This is a genomic window from Enterobacter cloacae complex sp. OE43NF (assembly GCF_023544405.1).
GTDB lineage: Bacteria > Pseudomonadota > Gammaproteobacteria > Enterobacterales > Enterobacteriaceae > Enterobacter > Enterobacter cloacae.
Map to the genome: position 1 here is coordinate 100,429 of NZ_JAMJFW010000006.1, position 19,943 is coordinate 120,371.

At 55.2% G+C, this 19,943-nt stretch carries 19 protein-coding genes; 9 read left to right on the top strand and 10 right to left on the bottom strand.

Annotation, left to right across the window (positions count from 1 at the left end; translation table 11 throughout):
* Positions 1–2 precede the first annotated feature (2 nt).
* Genes minE through minC form a run of 3 tightly spaced genes read right to left on the bottom strand, consistent with a single transcriptional unit; the run spans position 3 to position 1,819 of the window.
* Complete coding sequence (minE, locus tag M8370_RS04730; RefSeq protein WP_008500504.1) at positions 3–272, bottom strand: cell division topological specificity factor MinE; 270 nt, start codon at positions 270–272, stop codon at positions 3–5.
* A gap of 3 nt (positions 273–275) precedes the next feature.
* Positions 276–1,088 carry a septum site-determining protein MinD gene (gene minD / locus M8370_RS04735; RefSeq protein WP_013096144.1) on the bottom strand — a complete coding sequence of 271 codons (813 nt, stop codon included), beginning with the start codon at positions 1,086–1,088 and terminating at the stop codon, positions 276–278.
* Positions 1,089–1,111: 23 nt separating this feature from the next.
* Positions 1,112–1,819, bottom strand: a complete 708-nt coding sequence (gene minC, locus M8370_RS04740; RefSeq protein WP_020690845.1) for a septum site-determining protein MinC — start codon at positions 1,817–1,819, stop codon at positions 1,112–1,114.
* A 123-nt stretch (positions 1,820–1,942) separates the two neighbouring features.
* Between minC and M8370_RS04745 the strand changes: the two genes are divergently transcribed.
* The 3 genes from M8370_RS04745 (at position 1,943) to ycgN (ending at position 3,458) form a co-directional block, all read left to right on the top strand.
* The gene (locus M8370_RS04745; protein WP_013096146.1) at positions 1,943–2,218 is read left to right on the top strand and encodes a YcgL domain-containing protein; all 276 of its coding nucleotides are present in this window, start codon (positions 1,943–1,945) and stop codon (positions 2,216–2,218) included.
* Between the two features lie 47 nt (positions 2,219–2,265).
* The gene (locus tag M8370_RS04750) at positions 2,266–2,925 is read left to right on the top strand and encodes a fumarylacetoacetate hydrolase family protein (RefSeq protein ID WP_038984664.1); all 660 of its coding nucleotides are present in this window, start codon (positions 2,266–2,268) and stop codon (positions 2,923–2,925) included.
* Positions 2,926–3,017: 92 nt separating this feature from the next.
* Positions 3,018–3,458 (top strand): cysteine cluster protein YcgN, encoded by a 441-nt coding sequence (gene ycgN, locus M8370_RS04755; protein WP_014832353.1) that lies wholly within the window; start codon positions 3,018–3,020, stop codon positions 3,456–3,458.
* A 121-nt stretch (positions 3,459–3,579) separates the two neighbouring features.
* Here ycgN and dsbB read toward each other — a convergent pair whose 3' ends face one another.
* Positions 3,580–4,110: a disulfide bond formation protein DsbB gene (dsbB, locus tag M8370_RS04760; RefSeq protein ID WP_028028084.1), complete on the bottom strand. Its 531-nt coding sequence runs from the start codon at positions 4,108–4,110 to the stop codon at positions 3,580–3,582.
* A 46-nt stretch (positions 4,111–4,156) separates the two neighbouring features.
* Positions 4,157–5,695: a Na(+)/H(+) antiporter NhaB gene (gene nhaB / locus M8370_RS04765; protein WP_045903159.1), complete on the bottom strand. Its 1,539-nt coding sequence runs from the start codon at positions 5,693–5,695 to the stop codon at positions 4,157–4,159.
* 201 nt (positions 5,696–5,896) lie between these two features.
* Between nhaB and fadR the strand changes: the two genes are divergently transcribed.
* A complete protein-coding gene (gene fadR / locus M8370_RS04770; RefSeq protein ID WP_013096152.1) occupies positions 5,897–6,616 on the top strand; it encodes a fatty acid metabolism transcriptional regulator FadR in 720 nt (239 codons plus the stop codon).
* A 118-nt stretch (positions 6,617–6,734) separates the two neighbouring features.
* Here fadR and M8370_RS04775 read toward each other — a convergent pair whose 3' ends face one another.
* On the bottom strand, positions 6,735–8,267 hold the full coding sequence (locus M8370_RS04775) for a SpoVR family protein (RefSeq protein WP_013096153.1): 1,533 nt from the start codon (positions 8,265–8,267) through the stop codon (positions 6,735–6,737).
* Between the two features lie 320 nt (positions 8,268–8,587).
* Here M8370_RS04775 and M8370_RS04780 point away from each other — a divergent pair, with 320 nt between their 5' ends.
* Entirely contained in the window at positions 8,588–9,886 is a 1,299-nt protein-coding gene (locus M8370_RS04780; RefSeq protein ID WP_014832348.1) for a D-amino acid dehydrogenase, read from the top strand.
* A 9-nt stretch (positions 9,887–9,895) separates the two neighbouring features.
* Entirely contained in the window at positions 9,896–10,966 is a 1,071-nt protein-coding gene (gene dadX / locus M8370_RS04785; protein ID WP_250020561.1) for a catabolic alanine racemase DadX, read from the top strand.
* 47 nt (positions 10,967–11,013) lie between these two features.
* On the opposite strand, the gene M8370_RS04790 is transcribed toward dadX, so the two are convergent.
* Entirely contained in the window at positions 11,014–12,747 is a 1,734-nt protein-coding gene (locus tag M8370_RS04790; RefSeq protein WP_250020563.1) for a potassium/proton antiporter, read from the bottom strand.
* A 97-nt stretch (positions 12,748–12,844) separates the two neighbouring features.
* Positions 12,845–13,759 (bottom strand): muramoyltetrapeptide carboxypeptidase, encoded by a 915-nt coding sequence (gene ldcA, locus M8370_RS04795; RefSeq protein WP_040020042.1) that lies wholly within the window; start codon positions 13,757–13,759, stop codon positions 12,845–12,847.
* 96 nt (positions 13,760–13,855) lie between these two features.
* On the opposite strand from ldcA, the gene emtA reads away from it, so the two are divergent.
* The gene (emtA, locus tag M8370_RS04800) at positions 13,856–14,467 is read left to right on the top strand and encodes a membrane-bound lytic murein transglycosylase EmtA (RefSeq protein ID WP_023621731.1); all 612 of its coding nucleotides are present in this window, start codon (positions 13,856–13,858) and stop codon (positions 14,465–14,467) included.
* 38 nt (positions 14,468–14,505) lie between these two features.
* Here the strand turns inward: emtA and ycgR are convergent, their stop codons facing one another.
* Positions 14,506–15,237 carry a flagellar brake protein YcgR gene (gene ycgR, locus M8370_RS04805; protein ID WP_250020564.1) on the bottom strand — a complete coding sequence of 244 codons (732 nt, stop codon included), beginning with the start codon at positions 15,235–15,237 and terminating at the stop codon, positions 14,506–14,508.
* Between the two features lie 205 nt (positions 15,238–15,442).
* Between ycgR and M8370_RS04810 the strand changes: the two genes are divergently transcribed.
* On the top strand, positions 15,443–15,697 hold the full coding sequence (locus M8370_RS04810; protein WP_013096161.1) for a GlsB/YeaQ/YmgE family stress response membrane protein: 255 nt from the start codon (positions 15,443–15,445) through the stop codon (positions 15,695–15,697).
* 113 nt (positions 15,698–15,810) lie between these two features.
* Positions 15,811–17,913 (top strand): TonB-dependent siderophore receptor, encoded by a 2,103-nt coding sequence (locus tag M8370_RS04815; RefSeq protein ID WP_029882291.1) that lies wholly within the window; start codon positions 15,811–15,813, stop codon positions 17,911–17,913.
* A gap of 67 nt (positions 17,914–17,980) precedes the next feature.
* Here M8370_RS04815 and M8370_RS04820 read toward each other — a convergent pair whose 3' ends face one another.
* Positions 17,981–19,666, bottom strand: a complete 1,686-nt coding sequence (locus tag M8370_RS04820; protein ID WP_250020568.1) for an alpha,alpha-trehalase — start codon at positions 19,664–19,666, stop codon at positions 17,981–17,983.
* Between the last annotated feature and the right edge of the window lie 277 nt (positions 19,667–19,943).

The following is a 19,943-nucleotide window of genomic DNA, read 5'->3' on the forward strand; positions in this document are numbered from 1 at the left end:
AACTACGGACGCGACTCTTCCGCTTCCGGGAGCGTGACGTTCAGCTCCAGAATCGAAATATCCCCGTCTTTTTGCTCCAGCTGCACGGTGACCATCTCCGGGTCAATCTGCACATATTTGCAGATCACTTCCAGGATGTCCTTGCGCAGCTGCGGCAGGTAGTGAGGCTCGGCGTCGCTACGACGACGCTCCGCAACGATGATTTGCAGTCGTTCTTTTGCGATGTTGGCGGTGTTCTTTTTCCGCGAGAGAAAAAAGTCCAGTAATGCCATAACTTATCCTCCGAACAGGCGTTTGAGGAAACCTTTCTTCTCTTCTTCAATGAAGCGGAAAGGACGTTCTTCTCCCAGCAGACGGTCAACCGTATCCGCATACGCTTTACCGGCATCTGCTGTTGTATCAAGGATCACTGGCTCGCCCTGGTTAGAGGCGCGCAGCACGGACTGGTCTTCCGGGATGACGCCCACCAGTTTAATGCGCAGGATCTCCAGCACGTCTTCCATGCTCAGCATGTCACCTTTGTTTACGCGGCCCGGGTTATAGCGGGTCAGCAGCAGGTGCTCTTTAATCGGGTCTTCGCCATTTTCCGCACGGCGGGATTTGGATGCGAGGATCCCGAGAATGCGGTCAGAGTCACGGACGGATGACACTTCAGGGTTCGTGGTGATGATCGCTTCATCAGCGAAATAGAGCGCCATCAGGGCACCGGTTTCGATACCGGCAGGGGAGTCACAGACAATGAAGTCGAACTCCATTTTTTTCAGCTCATCGAGCACCTTTTCAACCCCTTCGCGGGTCAGGGCGTCTTTGTCACGCGTCTGAGAGGCCGGGAGGATATAAAGGTTCTCGGTGCGCTTGTCTTTAATCAGCGCCTGGTTAAGGGTGGCATCGCCCTGAATCACGTTTACGAAGTCATACACGACGCGACGTTCACAACCCATAATCAGGTCGAGGTTACGCAGACCGATATCGAAATCGATAACGACGGTTTTCTTTCCCTTCTGGGCCAAACCAGTAGCGATGGCCGCGCTGGAGGTGGTCTTGCCAACGCCTCCTTTACCCGAAGTAACAACAATAATGCGTGCCATAGAAATTCCTTGTTAAAAAGGGATCAATTCAACGGTTGAACGGTCAACGCGTCGTCTGCCAGTCGCAGACGAGCCGCTTTGCCATAAAATTCGGCTGGGATCTTGTCGCTCAGCCAATATTCACCTGCGATGGACACCAGTTCCGCAGTCAGGTGAGTACAAAATATTTGTGCGTCCCGATCGCCACTCGCCCCGGCGAGTGCACGCCCACGCATCATACCGTAAACGTGAATATTGCCATCTGCAATCAGCTCAGCGCCAGCGCTGACGTGGCTTGTAACAATTAGATCACAGTTTGGTGCATAAATGCGCTGTCCGGAACGAACCGGGACATCAATCATTCGCGTTTTTGTGAGGGCGGTAACGTTTTGTACCGCAGGTGGGGGCGTTTCAACGGCAACGGGGGCCGCACGTGGGGCTTTTTCTTTGCCCTCGTTCAGAAGAGGCAGTCCCGCACGGTCGATTTCCGCTTTCAGCTCAGTATCTTTACAGCCGCTGATGCCCACAATGCGCAGACCGGTAGAGGAGACGGCCTGCTGGAGTTGTTTCCAGTTAACCGGGGATTCCAGACCGCTGACATTGATAACAACAGGGGCGTGTTTCAGAAAGGCGGGAGCCTGAGCGATTTTGTCTTCTAACGCCTGACGAATAACCTCGGGTTTTGCATCATGCAAATGTACCACTGATAAGGTGAAGCTACTGCCTTTAAGCTCGATGGGCGTGTTTGACATCCTGGCCTTACTCAATTTGCTATTAACCGCAACCACTCGCTGCGATATTCCGAAGAGTATCAGGCATGTTATAGTCAGGAGTATATTGAGGCAAGCAACCACCTATGAATTCAGAGTAAAAACATGTTTTGTGTGATCTACAGAAGTACAAGCCGCGACCAGACCTATCTTTATGTCGAAAAGAAAGACGATTTTTCCCGCGTGCCAGAAGAATTAATGAAGAGCTTTGGCCGACCTCAGCTGGCGATGCTGCTGCCGCTCGACGGTCGTAAGAAACTGGTTAACGCCGATCTGGAAAAAGTTAAAACGGCCTTAACGGAGCAAGGCTATTATTTACAGCTTCCGCCACCTCCCGAGAATTTATTAAAACAGCATCTTGAGGCGACCGGTAAAAAATAGCCTCACCTGTTTTCGGGCATAACACATCAACCGTTTAGGGGTCGACCATGTATCAACATCATAACTGGCAAGGTGCATTACTGGATTATCCCGTCAGCAAAGTGGTTTGCGTGGGCAGCAATTATGCCAAACACATTCAGGAGATGGGCAGCGCGACGCCAGAAGAGCCGGTGCTGTTCATTAAGCCGGAAACCGCGCTTTGCGATATCCGCCAGCCGCTGGCACTGCCGCAGGGATTGGGTTCAGTGCATCATGAAGTGGAGCTGGCGGTGCTGATTGGCGCGACGCTACGCCAGGCCTCCGAAGAGCATGTGCAAAAAGCTATCGCCGGTTACGGCGTGGCGCTGGATCTGACGCTGCGTGAGGTACAGGGAAAGCTGAAGAAAGCAGGGCAGCCGTGGGAAAAAGCCAAAGGCTTTGATAATGCCTGCCCGATCTCGGGTTTTGTTCCGGTCGGCGAATTTACCGGCGATCCACAGAACACGTCCCTCAGCCTGAAAGTGAACGGTGAGATCCGCCAGCAGGGCACCACGGCAGATATGATCCATAAGATCGTGCCGCTGATTGCCTATATGAGCCGCTTCTTTACCCTTAAGCCGGGGGATGTGATCCTGACCGGTACGCCAGAAGGTGTTGGCCCTCTTAACGGTGGAGACGAACTGGACGTGAGCTTTAACGGCCTGTCACTGAAAACCCGCGTACTGTAAACGCATTTTGCCGCCCCTCAGGGCGGCAAAACTTGCATCAACGTGCCAGACTCGTTATAAGGTGCGCTTTCTTTTGACGTGTGGACATCCTGATGAACGACATCCCTTTCTGGCAACGCAAAACTCTCGACGAAATGACAGACGTGGAGTGGGAGTCGTTATGTGACGGCTGCGGGCAGTGCTGCCTGCATAAGCTCATGGATGAAGACACTGATGAAATCTATTTCACCAACGTTGCCTGTAAGCAGTTAAACATCAAAACCTGCCAGTGTCGCAACTACGAGCGCCGCTTCGAGTTCGAGCCGGACTGCATCAAGTTAACCCGTGAGAACCTGCCGACGTTTGAATGGCTGCCGCATACCTGCGCGTATCGCCTGCTGGCGGAAGGGAAGGATCTACCGACATGGCACCCCTTGCTGACCGGGTCTAAAGCGGCCATGCACGGCGAGCGTATCTCTGTGCGTCACATCGCGGTGAAAGAGTCCGAGGTGCGGGACTGGGAAGACCACATTATGAATCACCCGACCCGGTGATAAATAAAAACCCGCCGAGGCGGGTTTTTATTGGGGTGCGGCCTGATGCCCTCACCCCAGCCCTCTCCCACGGGAGAGGGCGCAAAAACTAAAAACGGCAACTATCGTTGCCGTTTTGCTTTTACCTTCCGAACAGATCGCGCTTCTTCGGCTTAAACGGCTGAGCAATCAGCACCAGCAGCGCCACGACGAAGTAGGCCACAAAAATGCCCACCAGCCACTGCGGCATCTCCAGCGACAGGAATTCCCACTGACGTACAGAGCAGTCACCTGAGGCGACAAACACCTGCGGCAGCCATTTATCCAGCGGCAACCAGCTCGGGAAGCGGGCAGCGAAATCACAGGTCATAAACGGCGACGGGTGCAGTTGCATCATGGTGTGCTGCCAGGAAAGCTCAATCCCTTTCCAGGCGCTGTACAGCCAGACCGCGATAGCGACGTAACGGAGCGGTGTTTTAGGTGCAATCGCACCCAACAGACCCGCGCCCATGACGCCAAACAGCGCGCAGCGCTCGTAGATACAGAGCACGCAGGGTTTGAGTCCCATCACATGCTGGAACCACAGCGCGACCATTTCCAGCGCAAAGGCGGTCAGGGCCATTAACAACCATGCTCCGCGACCGCGGGAGCACTGGTTTAAAAATCTCAACATAATCATTTCCCTGGAACATGCTTAGAAAGCGCAGTGTAAACGAATTTTAATGCGCCGCAAGTATACCCGCTTGTATCAGCCATTGCGTACAGGGAATGAGGGTAATTTTGACGCAAAGCAATCCCACAATGGTGAGAACCAGCGTATAGGGCAGCGCCATCCAGACCATCTTTCCATAAGAAAGACGTATGAGTGGCGCGAGGGCCGAGGTCAGCAGGAACAGGAAAGCGGCCTGTCCGTTTGGCGTCGCCACCGACGGCAGGTTGGTGCCGGTATTAATGGCAACCGCCAGCAGCTCGAACTGCCCGGCGTTGATAATGCCTTCTTCCATCGCCGCTTTGGCTTCATTGATGTAGACCGTGCCGACAAAAACGTTATCGGAGATGGACGACAGCAGGCCGTTGAACAGATAGAAGAGCGACAGCTGCGCGTCGGGCGCCGCCTGCAGTACAAAAGTAATAATCGGGGCGAACAGGTGTTGGTCGATAATCACCGCCACCACCGCAAAGAAGACCGCCAGCAGCGCGGTAAACGGCAGGGCTTCGGTAAAGGCTTTACCGATAGCATGTTCATCCGTTACCCCGCTAAAGGTCGTCGCAAGAATAATAACCGAAAGACCAATCAGCCCGACTTCGGCAAGATGGAAAGCCAGCGCGACGATAAGCCAGATGCCGATGATCCCCTGCGCAATCAGACGCAGCGTCTCCTGGCGCGTGCGCTGCGTACGGTTCTGCTCGTCAAATTTATGCAGCTCTTTGCGAACTGGCTCAGGCAACTGCGCACCGTAGCCGAAAACATTGAATTTCTCGACCAGGATACAGGTCGCTAACCCGCAGACGAACACGGGCAGGCTGACCGGTGCCATGCGCAGGAAAAACTCGCCAAAATGCCACTCAGCCGCTTTGGCGATGATCAGGTTTTGCGGCTCACCAACCATGGTCATCACGCCACCTAATGCGGTACCGACGCCTGCGTGCATCATCAGGCTGCGCAGAAACGCGCGGAACTGTTCCAGCACCTCACGGTTATGCGCCTCGACGTGGCTGTCGTCCTGCAAATCCTCGCCCGGACGGGACGATGCCACGCGGTGATAAATGCCGTAAAACCCGACGGCAACGCTGATAACCACCGCCACGACGGTTAGCGCATCCAGGAAGGCCGAAAGGAATGCGGCAGCAAGGCAGAACGCCAGCGACAGCATCGTTTTAGACGGAATGCTGAGCAACAGGCGGGTGAAGATAAACAGCAGCAGCTGTTTCATAAAGTAGATACCGGCCACCATGAAGATCAGCAGCAGAAGCACTTCAAGGTTGGATGCCAGCTCGGCTTTGACATGCTCTGCGCTCGTCATGCCGATAACCACGGCTTCAAAAGCCAGCAAACCACCCGGCAGCAGGGGATAACATTTCAGCGCCATGGCCAGGGTGAAGATAAACTCCGCCACCAGCAGCCACCCGGCGACGAACGGAGCGATACTAAAAATAATGGGATTAACAACCAGGAAAACCAGAAGTATCAGTTTGTACCAGTCAGGAGACTGGCCTAAAAAATTGCGCCACAGCGCGCGCCCAAAAGAAATTTCCACAACAGACGTCCTTCCCCGTCAGGTAAAACAAAACATCAGTATACGCAAAAAACGCGGGGCAGAGGCGGATAAGCGTGTATTGTAAATTTTACGAAAATAAAACAGCGATCCCTCTTTTCTCTCTTTCACGCGCTACCTGCCATTGCATGCCTCTGGTATGATGAGTGCAATTTGCAAAAGCTGTGTAATGGAAATCTCACTATGGTCATTAAGGCGCAGAGCCCGGCGGGTTTCGCGGAAGAGTACATCATTGAAAGCATCTGGAATAATCGCTTCCCTGCGGGATCCATTCTTCCGGCTGAACGCGAACTCTCTGAACTGATTGGCGTCACTCGCACCACGCTGCGTGAAGTGCTCCAGCGACTGGCGCGCGATGGCTGGTTGACGATCCAGCACGGTAAGCCAACGAAAGTAAACAACTTCTGGGAAACTTCCGGGCTGAACATTCTTGAAACGCTGGCGCGCCTCGATCACGAAAGCGTGCCACAGCTGATCGATAATCTGCTCTCGGTGCGTACCAACATTGCGACAATCTTTATTCGTACCGCTTTTCGTCAGCATCCGGAAGACGCGCTGCAGGTGCTTGCCAGCGCGAACGAAGTGGAAGATCACGCGGATGCCTTTGCCACGCTCGATTACAACGTTTTCCGCGGACTGGCGTTTGCCTCCGGTAACCCGGTGTACGGTCTGATCCTGAACGGCATGAAAGGGCTGTATACCCGTATCGGTCGCCACTACTTTGCTAACCCCGAGGCGCGCAGCCTGGCGCTGGGCTTCTACCATAAGCTCAGCAAGCTCTGTACTGAAGGCCTGCACGATCAGGTATATGAAACGGTGCGCCGCTACGGCCACGATTCCGGTGAAATTTGGCACCGGATGCAGAAAACACTGCCGGGTGATTTAGCCATTCAGGGCCGCTGAAATAAAAAACCTCTCAAGTGAGAGGTTTTTTTTCGTCGGGTGGCGGCTACGCCTTACCCGACCTACGGTTCATGTAGGCCCGGTAAGCGAAGCGCCACCGGGCGCAAAAAGGCCCGCATTAGAGCGTATTCAACCGCGCCGGGCAACGCTCCAGCAGCTCCACGCTGCCATCTTCATTCTGCTGCTCCAGCAGTACATCAAAGCCCCACAGGCGATGCACATGCTTCAGCACCTCTTTGCGTCCTTTATCCAGCGGCGCCCGGTTGTGCGGAATATAGCGCAACGTCAGGGAGCGATCGCCGCGTAAATCCACGTTCCATACCTGAATGTTGGGTTCAAGGTTGCTCAGGTTGTACTGGGATGAGAGGCGAGAGCGGATCTCACGGTAGCCTTCCTCGTTATGGATCGCAGAAATCTCCAGGTAGTTATTGCGGTCGTCATCCAGCACGGTGAAGAAGCGGAAATCACGCATGATCTTCGGCGACATAAACTGGCTGATGAAGCTCTCATCCTTAAAGTCACGCATCGCGAAATGCAGCGTTTCCAGCCAGTCAGAGCCAGCGATATCCGGGAACCAGTATTTATCTTCTTCCGTTGGCGACTGGCAGATGCGTTTAATGTCCTGGAACATCGCAAAGCCGAGCGCGTACGGGTTAATGCCGCTATACCACGGGCTGTTGTAAGGCGGCTGGAACACCACGTTTGTATGGCTGTGCAGGAACTCCATCATGAACCGCTCGGTGACTTTCCCTTCATCGTACAGATGGTTAAGGATGGTGTAATGCCAGAAGGTGGCCCAGCCTTCGTTCATCACCTGGGTCTGTTTCTGCGGATAGAAATACTGGCTGACCTTACGCACGATGCGCAGGATCTCACGCTGCCACGGCTCCAGCAGCGGCGCGTTTTTCTCCATAAAATAGAGCAGGTTTTCCTGCGGCTCAGACGGGTAGCGACGCGCTTCGGCAACCGCTTTCTCTTCTTCACGTTTCGGCAGGGTGCGCCACAGCATATTCACCTGGCTTTGCAGATACTCTTCGCGGCTTTTCTGCCGCGCTTTCTCCTCCTGAAGGGAGATTTTCTGTGGACGTTTGTAACGATCAACGCCGTAGTTCATCAGCGCGTGACAGGAGTCGAGCAGTTTCTCCACTTCGTCCACGCCGTAGCGCTCTTCGCAGTCGGTAATGTACTTACGCGCGAAGATCAGGTAATCGACAATCGAGCTGGCATCCGTCCAGCTGCGGAACAGGTAGTTATTCTTGAAGAACGAGTTATGCCCGTAGCAGGCATGCGCCATCACCAGCGCCTGCATGGTAATGGTGTTCTCTTCCATCAGGTAGGCGATACACGGATTGGAGTTGATCACGATCTCATACGCCAGCCCCTGCTGGCCGTGCTTATATAAGCGCTCCGTTTCAATGAATTTTTTACCAAACGACCAGTGCGGATAATTGATCGGCATCCCGACGCTGGAGTAGGCGTCCATCATCTGCTCGGACGTAATGACTTCAATCTGATGGGGATAAGTATCCAGACGATACAGTTTTGCCACCCGGTCGATTTCGGCGAGATAGACATCCAGCAACTCGAAGGTCCAGTCGGGTCCATCGCTCAGACGTGTGCTGTCCTTATTCAGGGAATCAATAGTAGCCATTAGCGCGCCCTCGTTGTGGGAGCTCTCTCTGTCTGGAGAGCCTCCTGATAAGCATAGATCACCGTGTTAAAAAGCGTGCTGGAGCAGAAATTTTTTCTTTGCGATTTCCCGTTTTTGATGCGGCAAAAAAAGCGGTCTTCACAGAATTTTATACTGGTTAAAAATAACGCGCAGCAGGAGATCCCAAATTCGCCTCATCCCCTGATGCTGGGGGATGTGTGAGGTAAGTCACCATAAAAAAGTCGTATGTTGTATAATATTTTCAACTAGGTTATCAATCTGTAATTAGAAGATTGTTCTTTTGCACATATGGAGTGGCTATGCGTGTTGTCATACTGGGAAGTGGTGTCGTTGGCGTAACCAGCGCCTGGTATTTAAGTCAGGCGGGACATGACGTGACCGTTATCGATCGTGAGTCAGGGCCTGCGCTGGAAACCAGTGCGGCGAACGCCGGACAGATCTCTCCGGGCTATGCCGCGCCGTGGGCGGCACCCGGCGTTCCGCTGAAGGCAATTAAGTGGATGTTCCAGCGCCATGCGCCGCTGGCCATCAGCCTCGACGGCACCCAGTTCCAGCTGAAGTGGATGTGGCAGATGCTGCGCAACTGCGACACCCGGCACTACATGGAAAACAAAGGTCGGATGGTGCGTCTGGCGGAATACAGCCGTGACTGCCTGAAAGCGCTGCGCGCCTCCACCGGTATTGAGTACGAAGGTCGTCAGGGCGGCACGCTGCAGCTGTTCCGCACGGCGCAACAGTATGAAAACGCCACCCGTGATATTGCCGTGCTGGAAGATGCGGGCGTACCGTATCAACTGCTCGAAGCCAGCCAGCTTGGGCAGGTTGAACCGGCGCTGGCAGAAGTGTCGCACAAGCTGACGGGCGGCCTGCGTTTGCCGAATGATGAAACCGGTGACTGCCAGCTGTTTACGCAGCGTCTCGCGCAGATGTGCGAGCAGGCGGGAGTAAAATTCCGCTTTAATACCGCGGTCGACAAACTGCTCTCTGAAGGCGGCAGTATCTACGGCGTGAAGTGTGGCGATGAAGTCATTAAAGCGGATGCCTACGTCATGGCGTTTGGCTCCTATTCCACCGCGATGCTGAAGGGCATTCTCGACATTCCGGTTTACCCGCTGAAGGGCTACTCCCTGACCATTCCGGTAAAAGAGGACAGCGGTGCGCCAGTTTCCACCATTCTGGATGAAACCTACAAAATCGCCATTACCCGCTTTGATAACCGCATCCGCGTTGGCGGGATGGCGGAGATTGTCGGCTTTAACACCGAGCTGCTGAAGCCGCGCCGTGAAACGCTGGAGATGGTGGTGGGCGACCTGTTCCCGCGTGGCGGTTTTGTCGAGCAGGCAACCTTCTGGACCGGGCTGCGTCCAATGACGCCAGACGGCACGCCAATTGTTGGCCGTACGCCGTTCAAAAACCTGTGGACCAATACCGGCCACGGTACGCTTGGCTGGACAATGGCCTGCGGCTCTGGCCAGCTGCTTAGCGATTTGATATCCGGGCGCACGCCGGCAATTCCGTTTGACGATTTAAGTGCCGCACGCTATCAATCGGGGTTTACCCCTTCGCGTCCACAGCACCTGCACGGCGCGCATAACTAAGGAGTTGTCATGTCCCGTCCTGTTCTGGCTCAGCTCGATTTGCAGGCCCTGAAGGATAACCTACAAATTATTCGCCGGGCGGCGCCAGGTTCACGCGTCTGGTCGGTGGTGAAAGCCAATGCCTACGGCCACGGTATCGATCGTATCTGGAGTGCGCTCAGCGCCACCGATGGTTTTGCGTTACTGAATCTGGAAGAGGCCATTCTGCTGCGCGAGCGCGGCTGGAAAGGGCCCATTCTGTTGCTTGAGGGGTTCTTCCACGCCGACGATCTGCCGCTGCTGGATAAGTACCGGCTGACCACCAGCGTTCACAGCAACTGGCAAATTAAAGCGATTCAGGATGCAAAACTGCATGCGCCGCTGGATATTTATCTCAAGGTGAACAGCGGTATGAACCGCCTGGGCTTCCAGCCTGAGCGGGTCCATACGGTATGGCAACAGTTGCGCGCCCTGAAGAACGTGGGCGAAATGACGCTGATGGCGCATTTTGCCGATGCGGAAAAACCGGACGGCATTGCCGATGCGATGGTGCGCATTGAGCAGGCGGCAGAAGGACTGGATTGCCCACGTTCGCTCTCCAACTCAGCGGCCACGCTGTGGCATCCTGAGACGCATTATAACTGGGTGCGTCCTGGCATTGTCCTTTATGGCGCCTCTCCCTCAGGCCAGTGGCAGGATATCGCCAACAGCGGCCTTAAGCCGGTGATGACCCTGCGCAGCGAAATCATCGGTGTGCAAACGCTGAAGGCCGGCGACACGGTGGGCTACGGCAGCCGTTACCGGGCGACGGGCGAGCAACGGATTGGTATTGTGGCGGGCGGTTATGCTGACGGCTACCCGCGTATCGCGCCGAGCGGCACGCCAGTCTGGGTAGACGGGGTGCGTACGGGAACGGTGGGCACCGTCTCCATGGATATGCTGGCCGTTGATCTCACGCCATGTCCGCAGGCGGGCATTGGTTCCCCGGTCGAGCTGTGGGGTAACGAAGTCAAAATTGATGACGTGGCTGCCGCGGCGGGGACGGTAGGGTATGAACTGATGTGCGCGCTGGCACCGAGAGTGCCGGTTGTGACGGTGTAACGTGTCTGTGTGCCGGGTAAGCGTTAGCGCCACCCGGCAAAAAACCACTACTCCACGTCCTCTTCCATCGGCCGCAAACCGACTTTCCGCACTGCGTTATCTTCTTTCTCTGCTACGGTCCAGATCATCCCGGCAAACTCCACCTGGTCACCCACAACCGGGGCCGCACCAAGACGCTGCTGGATGATTTCGCCCAGCGTTTGCTGGTTATCGTCGCCTTCAGCCCCTTCGTCGAGCCCATAAATCAGGGCCACATCCGCAAACCTGGCGCTGGCTTCCAGAATAAAATCGCCGAAGAAACGCTGATCCAGCGCCACCGGAGGCGACTGGCTGAACAGTTTACCCAGGGCGGGCAGGTCCCGCTCGCGGCCAATCACACACAGAATATCGCCTTCGCGTAGCCGGGTGCTGCCGGTAGGGTGCAGCAGGACATTATCGCGGAACAGGGCGGCAATTCGCGTTTCCGCAGGCATGTGCAAATCGCGCAGCGATGCCCCCACGCACCATTTATCGGCGCTGAGCTGGTAAACAAACTGTTCCCACGGGTTTTCCGGGTGAATATCCAGCCCCACGCGGGAAACCGGCCAGCCCACAGGAGGAACCACCACTTTGGCTTTTTTCGCCGCCCACCCGAGCGAGGTTCCCTGGAACAGCAGCGAGATCAGCACCACGAAGAAGGCGACGTTAAAGAACAGCCGCGCGTTATCCAGTCCGGCCATCATCGGGAAGACAGCCAGGATAATGGGTACCGCGCCGCGCAGCCCCACCCAGCTGATAAAGACCCGTTCGCGCAGGTTGAAGCCGCGAAACGGCAGCAGACCAGCAAACACCGACAGGGGACGTGCGAAGAAGATCATCCACGCCGATAAAATCAGCGCCGGAACGGCAATCGGCAGCAGGTCTGACGGCGTCACCAGCAGGCCCAGCACGAGGAACATCCCGATTTGCGCCAGCCAGGCCAGCCCGTCGAAGTTCTGCAAAATGGCATGACGGTTGCGAATAGGGCGATTGCCCAGCAGGAAGCCGCAAAGATAAACCGCGAGGATACCGCTGCCGTTCAGCGCAGTGGTGACGGCAAAAATCAAAATGCCGCCGCTCAGGGCAAGCAGCGGGTAGAGCCCCGAAGGCAGCGATATCCGGTTGATCGTCTGCTGAAGCAGGTAACCCCCGGCCAGGCCGAGCGCAATCCCCAGGCCGAACTGCTGCAGGATATGCAGGACAAACATCCAGCTTAAGCCTGTTTCATGCTGCTTGATCATCTCTATCAGCGTGATGGTGAGAAATACCGCCATCGGATCGTTACTGCCGGATTCAATCTCAAGCGTGGACCCGACGCGTTCGTTCAACCCTTTGCCCCCCAGCAGGGAAAACACCGCCGCCGCGTCGGTTGAGCCGACAATCGCGCCAATCAGTAAACCTTCCATCAGATCGAGATGGAACAGCCACGCCGCCATCATGCCGGTCAGACCGGAGGTGATTAACACCCCGACCGTCGCCAGCGACAGGGCGGGCCCCAGCGCAACGCGAAATGAGCTCGCCTGGGTGCGCATCCCGCCGTCGAGCAGGATCACCGCCAGCGCAAGGTTACTGATCATGTAAGCGAAAGGGTAGTTATCGAAAGGGATACCGCCGATACCATCGACACCCGCCAGCATGCCGATGGCAAGGAAAATAACAAGAATAGGTATGCCGAGACGCGATGAAAATGAACTTAATAAAATACTACAGGTTACGAGCACAGAACCCAGAATGAAAAGACTGATTATCGCTGTGGCATCCAATGTTGTCTTACTCCCACCTCAATGTTAATGCTGTTACTAAAACCCTAACATATTAACGACGGAAACAGCGGTTTATTGAGGGGGATTAACGGCTTTTTTATGCCTTTAAGACCGGATGACCCCCAATCGTTAACCGACTGCCCGTTTCATCATGCTTCAGGGTGGCCTGCGCGCCTAACGCCAGGGTGACGGTTTGCTGCTCGTGGCCGAAGTCCAGCCCGGTAATAACAGGAATATCAAGGCGTGAGCGGATGAAATCGATCATTGTTTCCAGCGAGTATCCTGCGTCATAGTCATTCGGCGCGGCACCGGTAAAACTGCCAAGAATAACCGCGGATTGACGTTCCAGAATACCGGCGTAATACAGCTGCAATAACATGCGCTCGACGCGGAACGGATGTTCATTGATATCTTCCAGCACCAGAATGCCGCCGTCAATTTGCGGCAGCCATGGCGTCCCGATGAGCGACACCAGCATTGCCAGATTTCCGCCCCAGAGTTGTCCTTCACACGACCAGTGCGGCCCGTTGCCCCGCCACTCAACGCTGTAGGTCGGGTTTTTCAGGGCGCGCCAGAAGTGTTCCACCGTAAATGGATCAAGCTCGGGTGCCCCGAAATTACCGGCCAGCATCGGGCCGCTGAAGGTCACCACGTTATGCAGCGCGAGCAGCCCGAGCTGGATTACGGTAAAGTCGCTGTGGCCGCAGATAAGCAGCGGATCCTGCTGCTGACGCTTTGCCAGCCCTTGCCAGTCAATACTCTCCAGCAACCGGCTCGCACCATAGCCGCCGCGCACCGCCAGCACGATATTGTTCTCACCCTGCAGGTTCACCAGGCTGTTGATATCATTCAGCCTTTGCGCTTCCGTACCGGCAAAACGCTGCTGGCGGCGGGGGATAATTGTCTGATTTTCTACCGGGTAACCGAGTTCCAGTAAGCGCTCAACGCCCCGCTGTGCCGCCTCCTGGTTGATGCAGTACCCGGACGGCGCGATAAGATGAAACTGAGACATGGCAATTCCTTGCTGAATGAGAATCTAATTGTCTATATCATGCCGCTTATACGTTGCCTGCTTCAAGGGCGATGACCGGCTATAAGGATAGATGACGTGAAATTGAGATGGTTTGCTTTTTTGATTGTGTTGCTGGCTGGCTGTAGTTCAAAACATGACTATCAAAACCCGGCATGGAACCCGGAAGTGCCTGTAAAACGGGCCATGCAGTGGATGCCGATCAGTGAACAGGCAGGCAAGGCCTGGGGCGTCAGCCCGCGACTGATCACGGCGATCATTGCCGTGGAATCCGGCGGTAACCCAACGCTTGTCAGCAAATCTAACGCCGTGGGGCTGATGCAGCTTAAGGCCTCAACCGCAGGGAGAGAGGTCTACCGCTATATGGGCTGGCGTGGTCAGCCGTCAACCAGCGAGCTGAAAAACCCGGAACGCAACATCTCCATGGGCACGGCCTATTTGAGCATTCTGGAACACGGCGTGCTGAAGGGAATCGAGGATCCTGAAGTGATGCAGTATGCGCTGGTGGTCTCTTACGTGAACGGTGCGGGTGCGCTGCTCAGGACGTTCTCATCGGACCGTAAAGAGGCGATAGAAGAGATCAACGACATGGACAAAGACGAGTTCTTTGAACACGTGGTGAAAAATCATCCGGCACCACAGGCTCCGCGTTATATCTGGAAAGTTCAGAAAGCAATGGATGCCATGTAATGCCGTTGTCGGGCGGCCTGTGTGCTGCCCGGCTCCTGTCACAACACTTTATTCGCCCGCTCCCGCGCCTCTCGCTCCAGAGAATAGATAATCCGCTGCAGTTCGCGCTCTGCGCCCGGCCCGACGTTCAGGAAGCGGAAGCTCAGACGCGGCGTGACGATCGTTTCATTTTTGCTGTCGACCACCTTACGCTCGCTGATGGCAATCAGCTGCGCATCAAAGTAAAAACGCCCCCAGCCTCCCATATCCAGTTCGATTTGGGTAAATCGCATGCCTTCAACCAGTCCGTCAGGCTTTGGCGTATCCATCAGCGCACCCATGCCGCCCAGGGAAAGGTCAAAAAGGCGAAAGCGGATCTCTTTTTTGTCCGGCATTTTGGCCTTACCAAAATAGGCAGGGTGAAGCGGGGCACTGATACGAAAATATTCACGGCGCTGAACAAACCAGAGGTTGGCCGGCAGCGGGGTGACAAACGCCGGAAGACCACCGTATTCGCTCAACTCCAGGCGCGGCAGGACAAATTCCACTTTTGCGCCGTGCGTTTCTGCCATCACCGAGATTTTCTCCGCCCGCAGCGCGGCGCGGTTTTCATGCTCCTGGCTGCCCAGGTCAATGACCAGCCTCTCTGCAGAAGCATCCAGGATCTTGCTGATGAACTGATTGTTTAACCAGCTGATGCGCAGCGGCACCTCGCCTTTTTGCAGGTCGCGCAATACCCCTAATACAGCCAGCGGATTTTGCTTCAGGAACTGCTCACTGTAATTACTCACGCCGGATGGCTCCTTGATAAATGACAGACTGTCTCTGCGTTATCGGCAGCGTGAAACGAAACTTAATACAAACCGGTGAGTTTTTTCGCAGTACAGAGAAGTTAAGTCGGTGAGATGAAATCGGTTTTACCGTGATGACCTATACTTACGTTACCTGCGCGGAGGGTTTTCTGCGCATGCGTTAAACCTGCAAGAGGGCATCGCTATGGGTATTATCGCGTGGATCATCTTTGGTCTTATTGCCGGGGCTATCGCTAAACTCATCATGCCGGGAAATGATGGCGGCGGCTTTATATTGACCTGTGTGCTCGGGGTTGTTGGTGCGGTTGTCGGCGGCTGGCTGGCGACCATGTTTGGCTTTGGGGGCGACATTAGTGGATTCGACCTGCACAGTTTCCTTGTGGCTGTGGTGGGCGCCATTGTTGTCCTGGGCATATTCAGGTTGCTCCGACGGGCATAGATGACACAAAACGGCTCTCGCGACAGGGCCGTTTTTTTTGTCGTGATATTGATTTGCTAATCGAAATGATAATAATTGTCGTTCCTAGTTACATATAATCACAAGACGACATTATGAACACCTCACGTTTTGCAGTATGCGCGTTGGCAGGAGCCGTGACGCTGGCATTACAGGCACAGGCATTTGCTGAAGAATCCACCATTCTTGTCACCGGCTCTGAGCAGGGCAGCGTTCTCCCCGCATGGACAAACAGCGCAACCAAATCGGCCGTTGCCGAAAGTAAAACGCCGCAGGTGATCGATACCGTCTCTGCGCAGCAGATCGCGCAACGCCATGCCAACTCCGTGAACGAAATCCTGCGCTATGTTCCGGGTGTTTCGACAGAGCTGCGTGGCAATACCACCTACATGAGCGAATATAAAATCCGTGGTTTTTCCGTTGACCAGGAGTTCTACAACGGACTGCAACTGCCGTATAACGTCACCGGAAATACCAAAGCACGCATCGATCCACTGCTGATTGAAAGCGTTGATATCCTCAAAGGGCCATCTTCTGTGCTCTACGGCGGTGGCTCCCCGGGGGGGCTGGTGAATATTCAGGGTAAAAAGCCACAAAAAACCGCCCATACCGAGTTGGGTTTCAACACCGGCAATCGCAATCTGAAGGAGGGTTATCTCGACTCGACAGGACAAATTGCCGACAGCGACTGGAACTACCGCCTGCTGGGCAAAGCCACGGAAAATGACGATCAGCCCCATACCACGCGCTATGAAAATTATCTGGTTGCCCCGTCCGTGACCTGGGAGCCGGACAGCAAAACGCGTCTTACGGTTGATGCACTGGCGCAAAACTCCCCGAGCCTGTCTCCATCCAACCCGTTGCCGCTTGCTTATCTGCGCTCGAAATATGCCGACCGCCGGGATTATGCCGGGGATGAGTGGAGCGGTTTCAAACAGCGTCAGTGGATGCTGGGCTACAGCTTTGAACATGAGTTTGACAGTGGCTGGGGCTTTAACCAGAAGGCACGGTACTTTGATGTCGACACCCACCAGCGCAGCGTTTATGCCACGGGGACGGGGAGCGCGGTCTACCAGCTTAACCGGTTTGCTTACACCACGGATGAAGATCTGAAGAGCTTCAACATCGATAACCAGGTAACCAAAACCGTGGCGCTGGGAGAGTGGAAACACCACCTGTTGGCCGGGTTTGACTATCAAAAGATGGACTCTCACTTCTACTACCGTTATGCCTCAACAACGCCTGGCATCGATATGCGAAATCCTGACTATTCGCAGATCAATGAACGCGATCTCGGGTTGTATACGGGGCAAAAAAATCGTCTGAGCTATCAGCAAAACGGCTATTACCTGCAGGATCAGGTGGAGTTTGGCGGTTTAAATCTGCTGGCCAGCCTGCGTTATGACGATTACCGCTCGGTAACCACCAACTATATGCAGAATGGCGACAAGGCGTGGGTCTCGCAGGACCGCGTGACCAAACGCCTGGGCGCGCTTTACGCGTTTGAGAATGGGCTTTCACCGTTCATCAGCTACTCCGAAGGGTTTGCCCCGGTGTCGCCGCAGGGTACGCTCACGGCTAAAGATGTGAAGCCAACCACCAGCAAGCAGGTGGAAGGCGGGGTGAAATACCTGCTGGCGGATTACGCCACAACCTTTACCGCCTCGGTATTTAATATCCGTCAGAAAAATGTCGTCACCTCCGATCCGGGCTTCCTGAATTACAGCCAGACCGGAGAAGTGGAATCTAAAGGGGCTGAGCTCTCAATCGTCAGCCGCCCAGCGGATAACGTGACCCTGATTGCCAACTATGCCTACACCCATCTGATCAATACCGAAGATGACAAATACCAGGGCAAACGGCCAACGCAGGTGCCGGAGAACGCGTTCAACCTGTGGGGGGATTACACCTTTGACAACACGCCGCTGAGAGGGCTGATGCTGGGGGCAGGGGCGCGCTACACCGGTCCAATGGAAATTTCACCGAACAACGATGCGGGCAAACTGGGCGGCACCATGCAGTACGATCTGGCGGCCTCCTATCGTATGGGGGAAATCCTGCCGTCGCTGGAGGGATTAACGCTGAAAGCCAGCGCGCAAAACATCACCAACAAAGAGACGCTGACCTGCTACGACGCGACAAACTGCTGGATTGGGCGTGACCGGACGTATCAGTTGGGGGCGAGCTACAGCTTCTGATTATCGTTTCCCTCTCCCGCAGGGAATGCAGGCCGGGTAGGCGTTAGCACCCCCCGGCATTGTTCACTTACTGCGCCGTACTTTTCACCGGCGCAGCCTCATCATTCGCCGCTGGCTGATTCTGCGGCACGCTGTCACACGGTTTCTCTTTCGGACAGACCAGATCCAGCATCTTCAGCGTCACGCCGTTGCTCCAGCCGAATCCATCCTGTAGCGGATACTCACCGCCGCCGCCGCCCGTACCGGTGGAGGAGACATCATATTTCTCCACCAGTTTCTGCTCGCGATCGTAGGTATGCTGAACATTTTTCAGGAAGCGCCAGGTGACATCCATCGCGACCTTGTCCTGCCCATAATTCTGCAACCCTTCCGTGGCTACCCACTGCAGTGGCGCCCAGCCATTGGGGGCATCCCACTGCTGGCCGCTGTTCACGGTGGTGGTGGTGATGCCGCCCGGTTTCAGCAGACGTGAGGACGTCGCTGCAGCCACTTTATCCGCGCGATCCTGTGCCGCGGCCTTCACATACAGCGGGAAGAGGGCTGCAGCCGTGAGCTGATTACGCACCTTCTTACTCTTCAGGTCGTAATCCGCATACCATCCCTCTTTATCGTTCCACAGATACTTCTCCATCGCCTTCTGGCGCGCCGTGGCCAGGGCTTCATATTTGCTCGCGCTGGCGGCATCGCCGCTCTCCTGGCTTGCCCGGGCGAGCAGTTTTTCCATCTTGAACATCAGGGCGTTCAGATCCACCGGCACAATACTGGTGGTGCGGATGGTGCCCAGCTTTTGCGGATCGTCCATCCAGCGAGAACTGAAGTCCCAGCCCGAGGCCGCCGCAGAGCGCAAATCGCGGTAGATTTCGGTTGCCGGGCGGTTAGGGTTGCTTTTGGCGGTGGTGATATCGTCAAGCCACGACTCCGGACGCGGTGTGTCGCGGTCATCCCAGTAGCGGTTAAGCATCGAGCCATCCTCCAGCTTCACCACGCGTTTGTTGGCCTCTCCGGCCTGCAGCGCATCTGCGCCCTCCATCCAGTAGGCGTACTCCTTTTCCATCTGCGGACGGTATTTCTTCAGCGCCTCGCTGTCGTGCGTGGCCAGCAGTTCCACCATCAGCGAGAAAAATGGCGGCTGGGAGCGGCTCAGATAGTAACTGCGGTTGCCGTTCGGAATGTGCCCCCATGTATCCAGCTCGTAGGCAAAGTTGTCCACCATATCGCTGATTTTGTCCCAGTGGCCGCTTTCCGCCAGCCCTAACATGGTGAAATAGCTGTCCCAGTAGTAGACCTCGCGGAAACGCCCGCCCGGCACAACGTAGGATTTTGGTAAGGGCAGGAGTGAATCCCATTTGTTACTGGCTTTATCGGTGGTACGCGTCAGCACAGGCCACAGCCCGTCAATATGCTCACGCAGGCTCTGCCCCGCAGGAGGAACATATTTTTCCCCTTCCGCGGGAAGCGTGAAGTTCATATCAACAAAATGGCGTAAATCAAACCCGGACTGACGACGCTGCATGCGGTAGTCGGCCAGGATCGTCAGGGGATCGCTTTTCGGTACGGCATCGGCAAAGGTTTTTTGATCGGGGAAGAGTTTGGCGCTCTGGACATCGTTGAAAAGAGGACCGAGCAAGATATCCGGTGAATTTGTCTGGCCAGAGTTCATCTCTTCCGCGTTGCCTGTCGCGGCAACCGCGAGCAGCGCACTGCCCAGAACCAGAGGTAAGAGGCGAGGGCGCAGCTTTTGAGGTGTTATCATCGGTGCTTCTCCTTATTTCGCTGAGCAGCGGTCACGCTGTAATCATTCACCAGAAAACCTTAGTCGAATATTCCGCGCTTCACGTGTCGAACATCGCACTTTGCACAAATCCAGACAATTTACCGTTGCGTTTAATGCCCCGGTGGCGCGGCTGAAATATTGATATTGTGAATGGCTGTAGGCGAGAAAATAAATTGCGATCCGTTACGCATAATTTTCCGGATAAAGGCTTTCTTTTAATTATCCCGATCACATAAAGCAAAAAACATAACTTCAT

Coding starts and splice junctions, on each gene's coding strand:
- minE (WP_008500504.1), bottom strand. CDS start 272: ATGGCATTACTGGACTTTTTTCTCTCGCGGAAAAAGAACACCGCCAAC.
- minD (WP_013096144.1), bottom strand. CDS start 1,088: ATGGCACGCATTATTGTTGTTACTTCGGGTAAAGGAGGCGTTGGCAAG.
- minC (WP_020690845.1), bottom strand. CDS start 1,819: ATGTCAAACACGCCCATCGAGCTTAAAGGCAGTAGCTTCACCTTATCA.
- M8370_RS04745 (WP_013096146.1), top strand. CDS start 1,943: ATGTTTTGTGTGATCTACAGAAGTACAAGCCGCGACCAGACCTATCTT.
- M8370_RS04750 (WP_038984664.1), top strand. CDS start 2,266: ATGTATCAACATCATAACTGGCAAGGTGCATTACTGGATTATCCCGTC.
- ycgN (WP_014832353.1), top strand. CDS start 3,018: ATGAACGACATCCCTTTCTGGCAACGCAAAACTCTCGACGAAATGACA.
- dsbB (WP_028028084.1), bottom strand. CDS start 4,110: ATGTTGAGATTTTTAAACCAGTGCTCCCGCGGTCGCGGAGCATGGTTG.
- fadR (WP_013096152.1), top strand. CDS start 5,897: ATGGTCATTAAGGCGCAGAGCCCGGCGGGTTTCGCGGAAGAGTACATC.
- M8370_RS04775 (WP_013096153.1), bottom strand. CDS start 8,267: ATGGCTACTATTGATTCCCTGAATAAGGACAGCACACGTCTGAGCGAT.
- M8370_RS04780 (WP_014832348.1), top strand. CDS start 8,588: ATGCGTGTTGTCATACTGGGAAGTGGTGTCGTTGGCGTAACCAGCGCC.
- dadX (WP_250020561.1), top strand. CDS start 9,896: ATGTCCCGTCCTGTTCTGGCTCAGCTCGATTTGCAGGCCCTGAAGGAT.
- ldcA (WP_040020042.1), bottom strand. CDS start 13,759: ATGTCTCAGTTTCATCTTATCGCGCCGTCCGGGTACTGCATCAACCAG.
- M8370_RS04810 (WP_013096161.1), top strand. CDS start 15,443: ATGGGTATTATCGCGTGGATCATCTTTGGTCTTATTGCCGGGGCTATC.
- M8370_RS04815 (WP_029882291.1), top strand. CDS start 15,811: ATGAACACCTCACGTTTTGCAGTATGCGCGTTGGCAGGAGCCGTGACG.
- M8370_RS04820 (WP_250020568.1), bottom strand. CDS start 19,666: ATGATAACACCTCAAAAGCTGCGCCCTCGCCTCTTACCTCTGGTTCTG.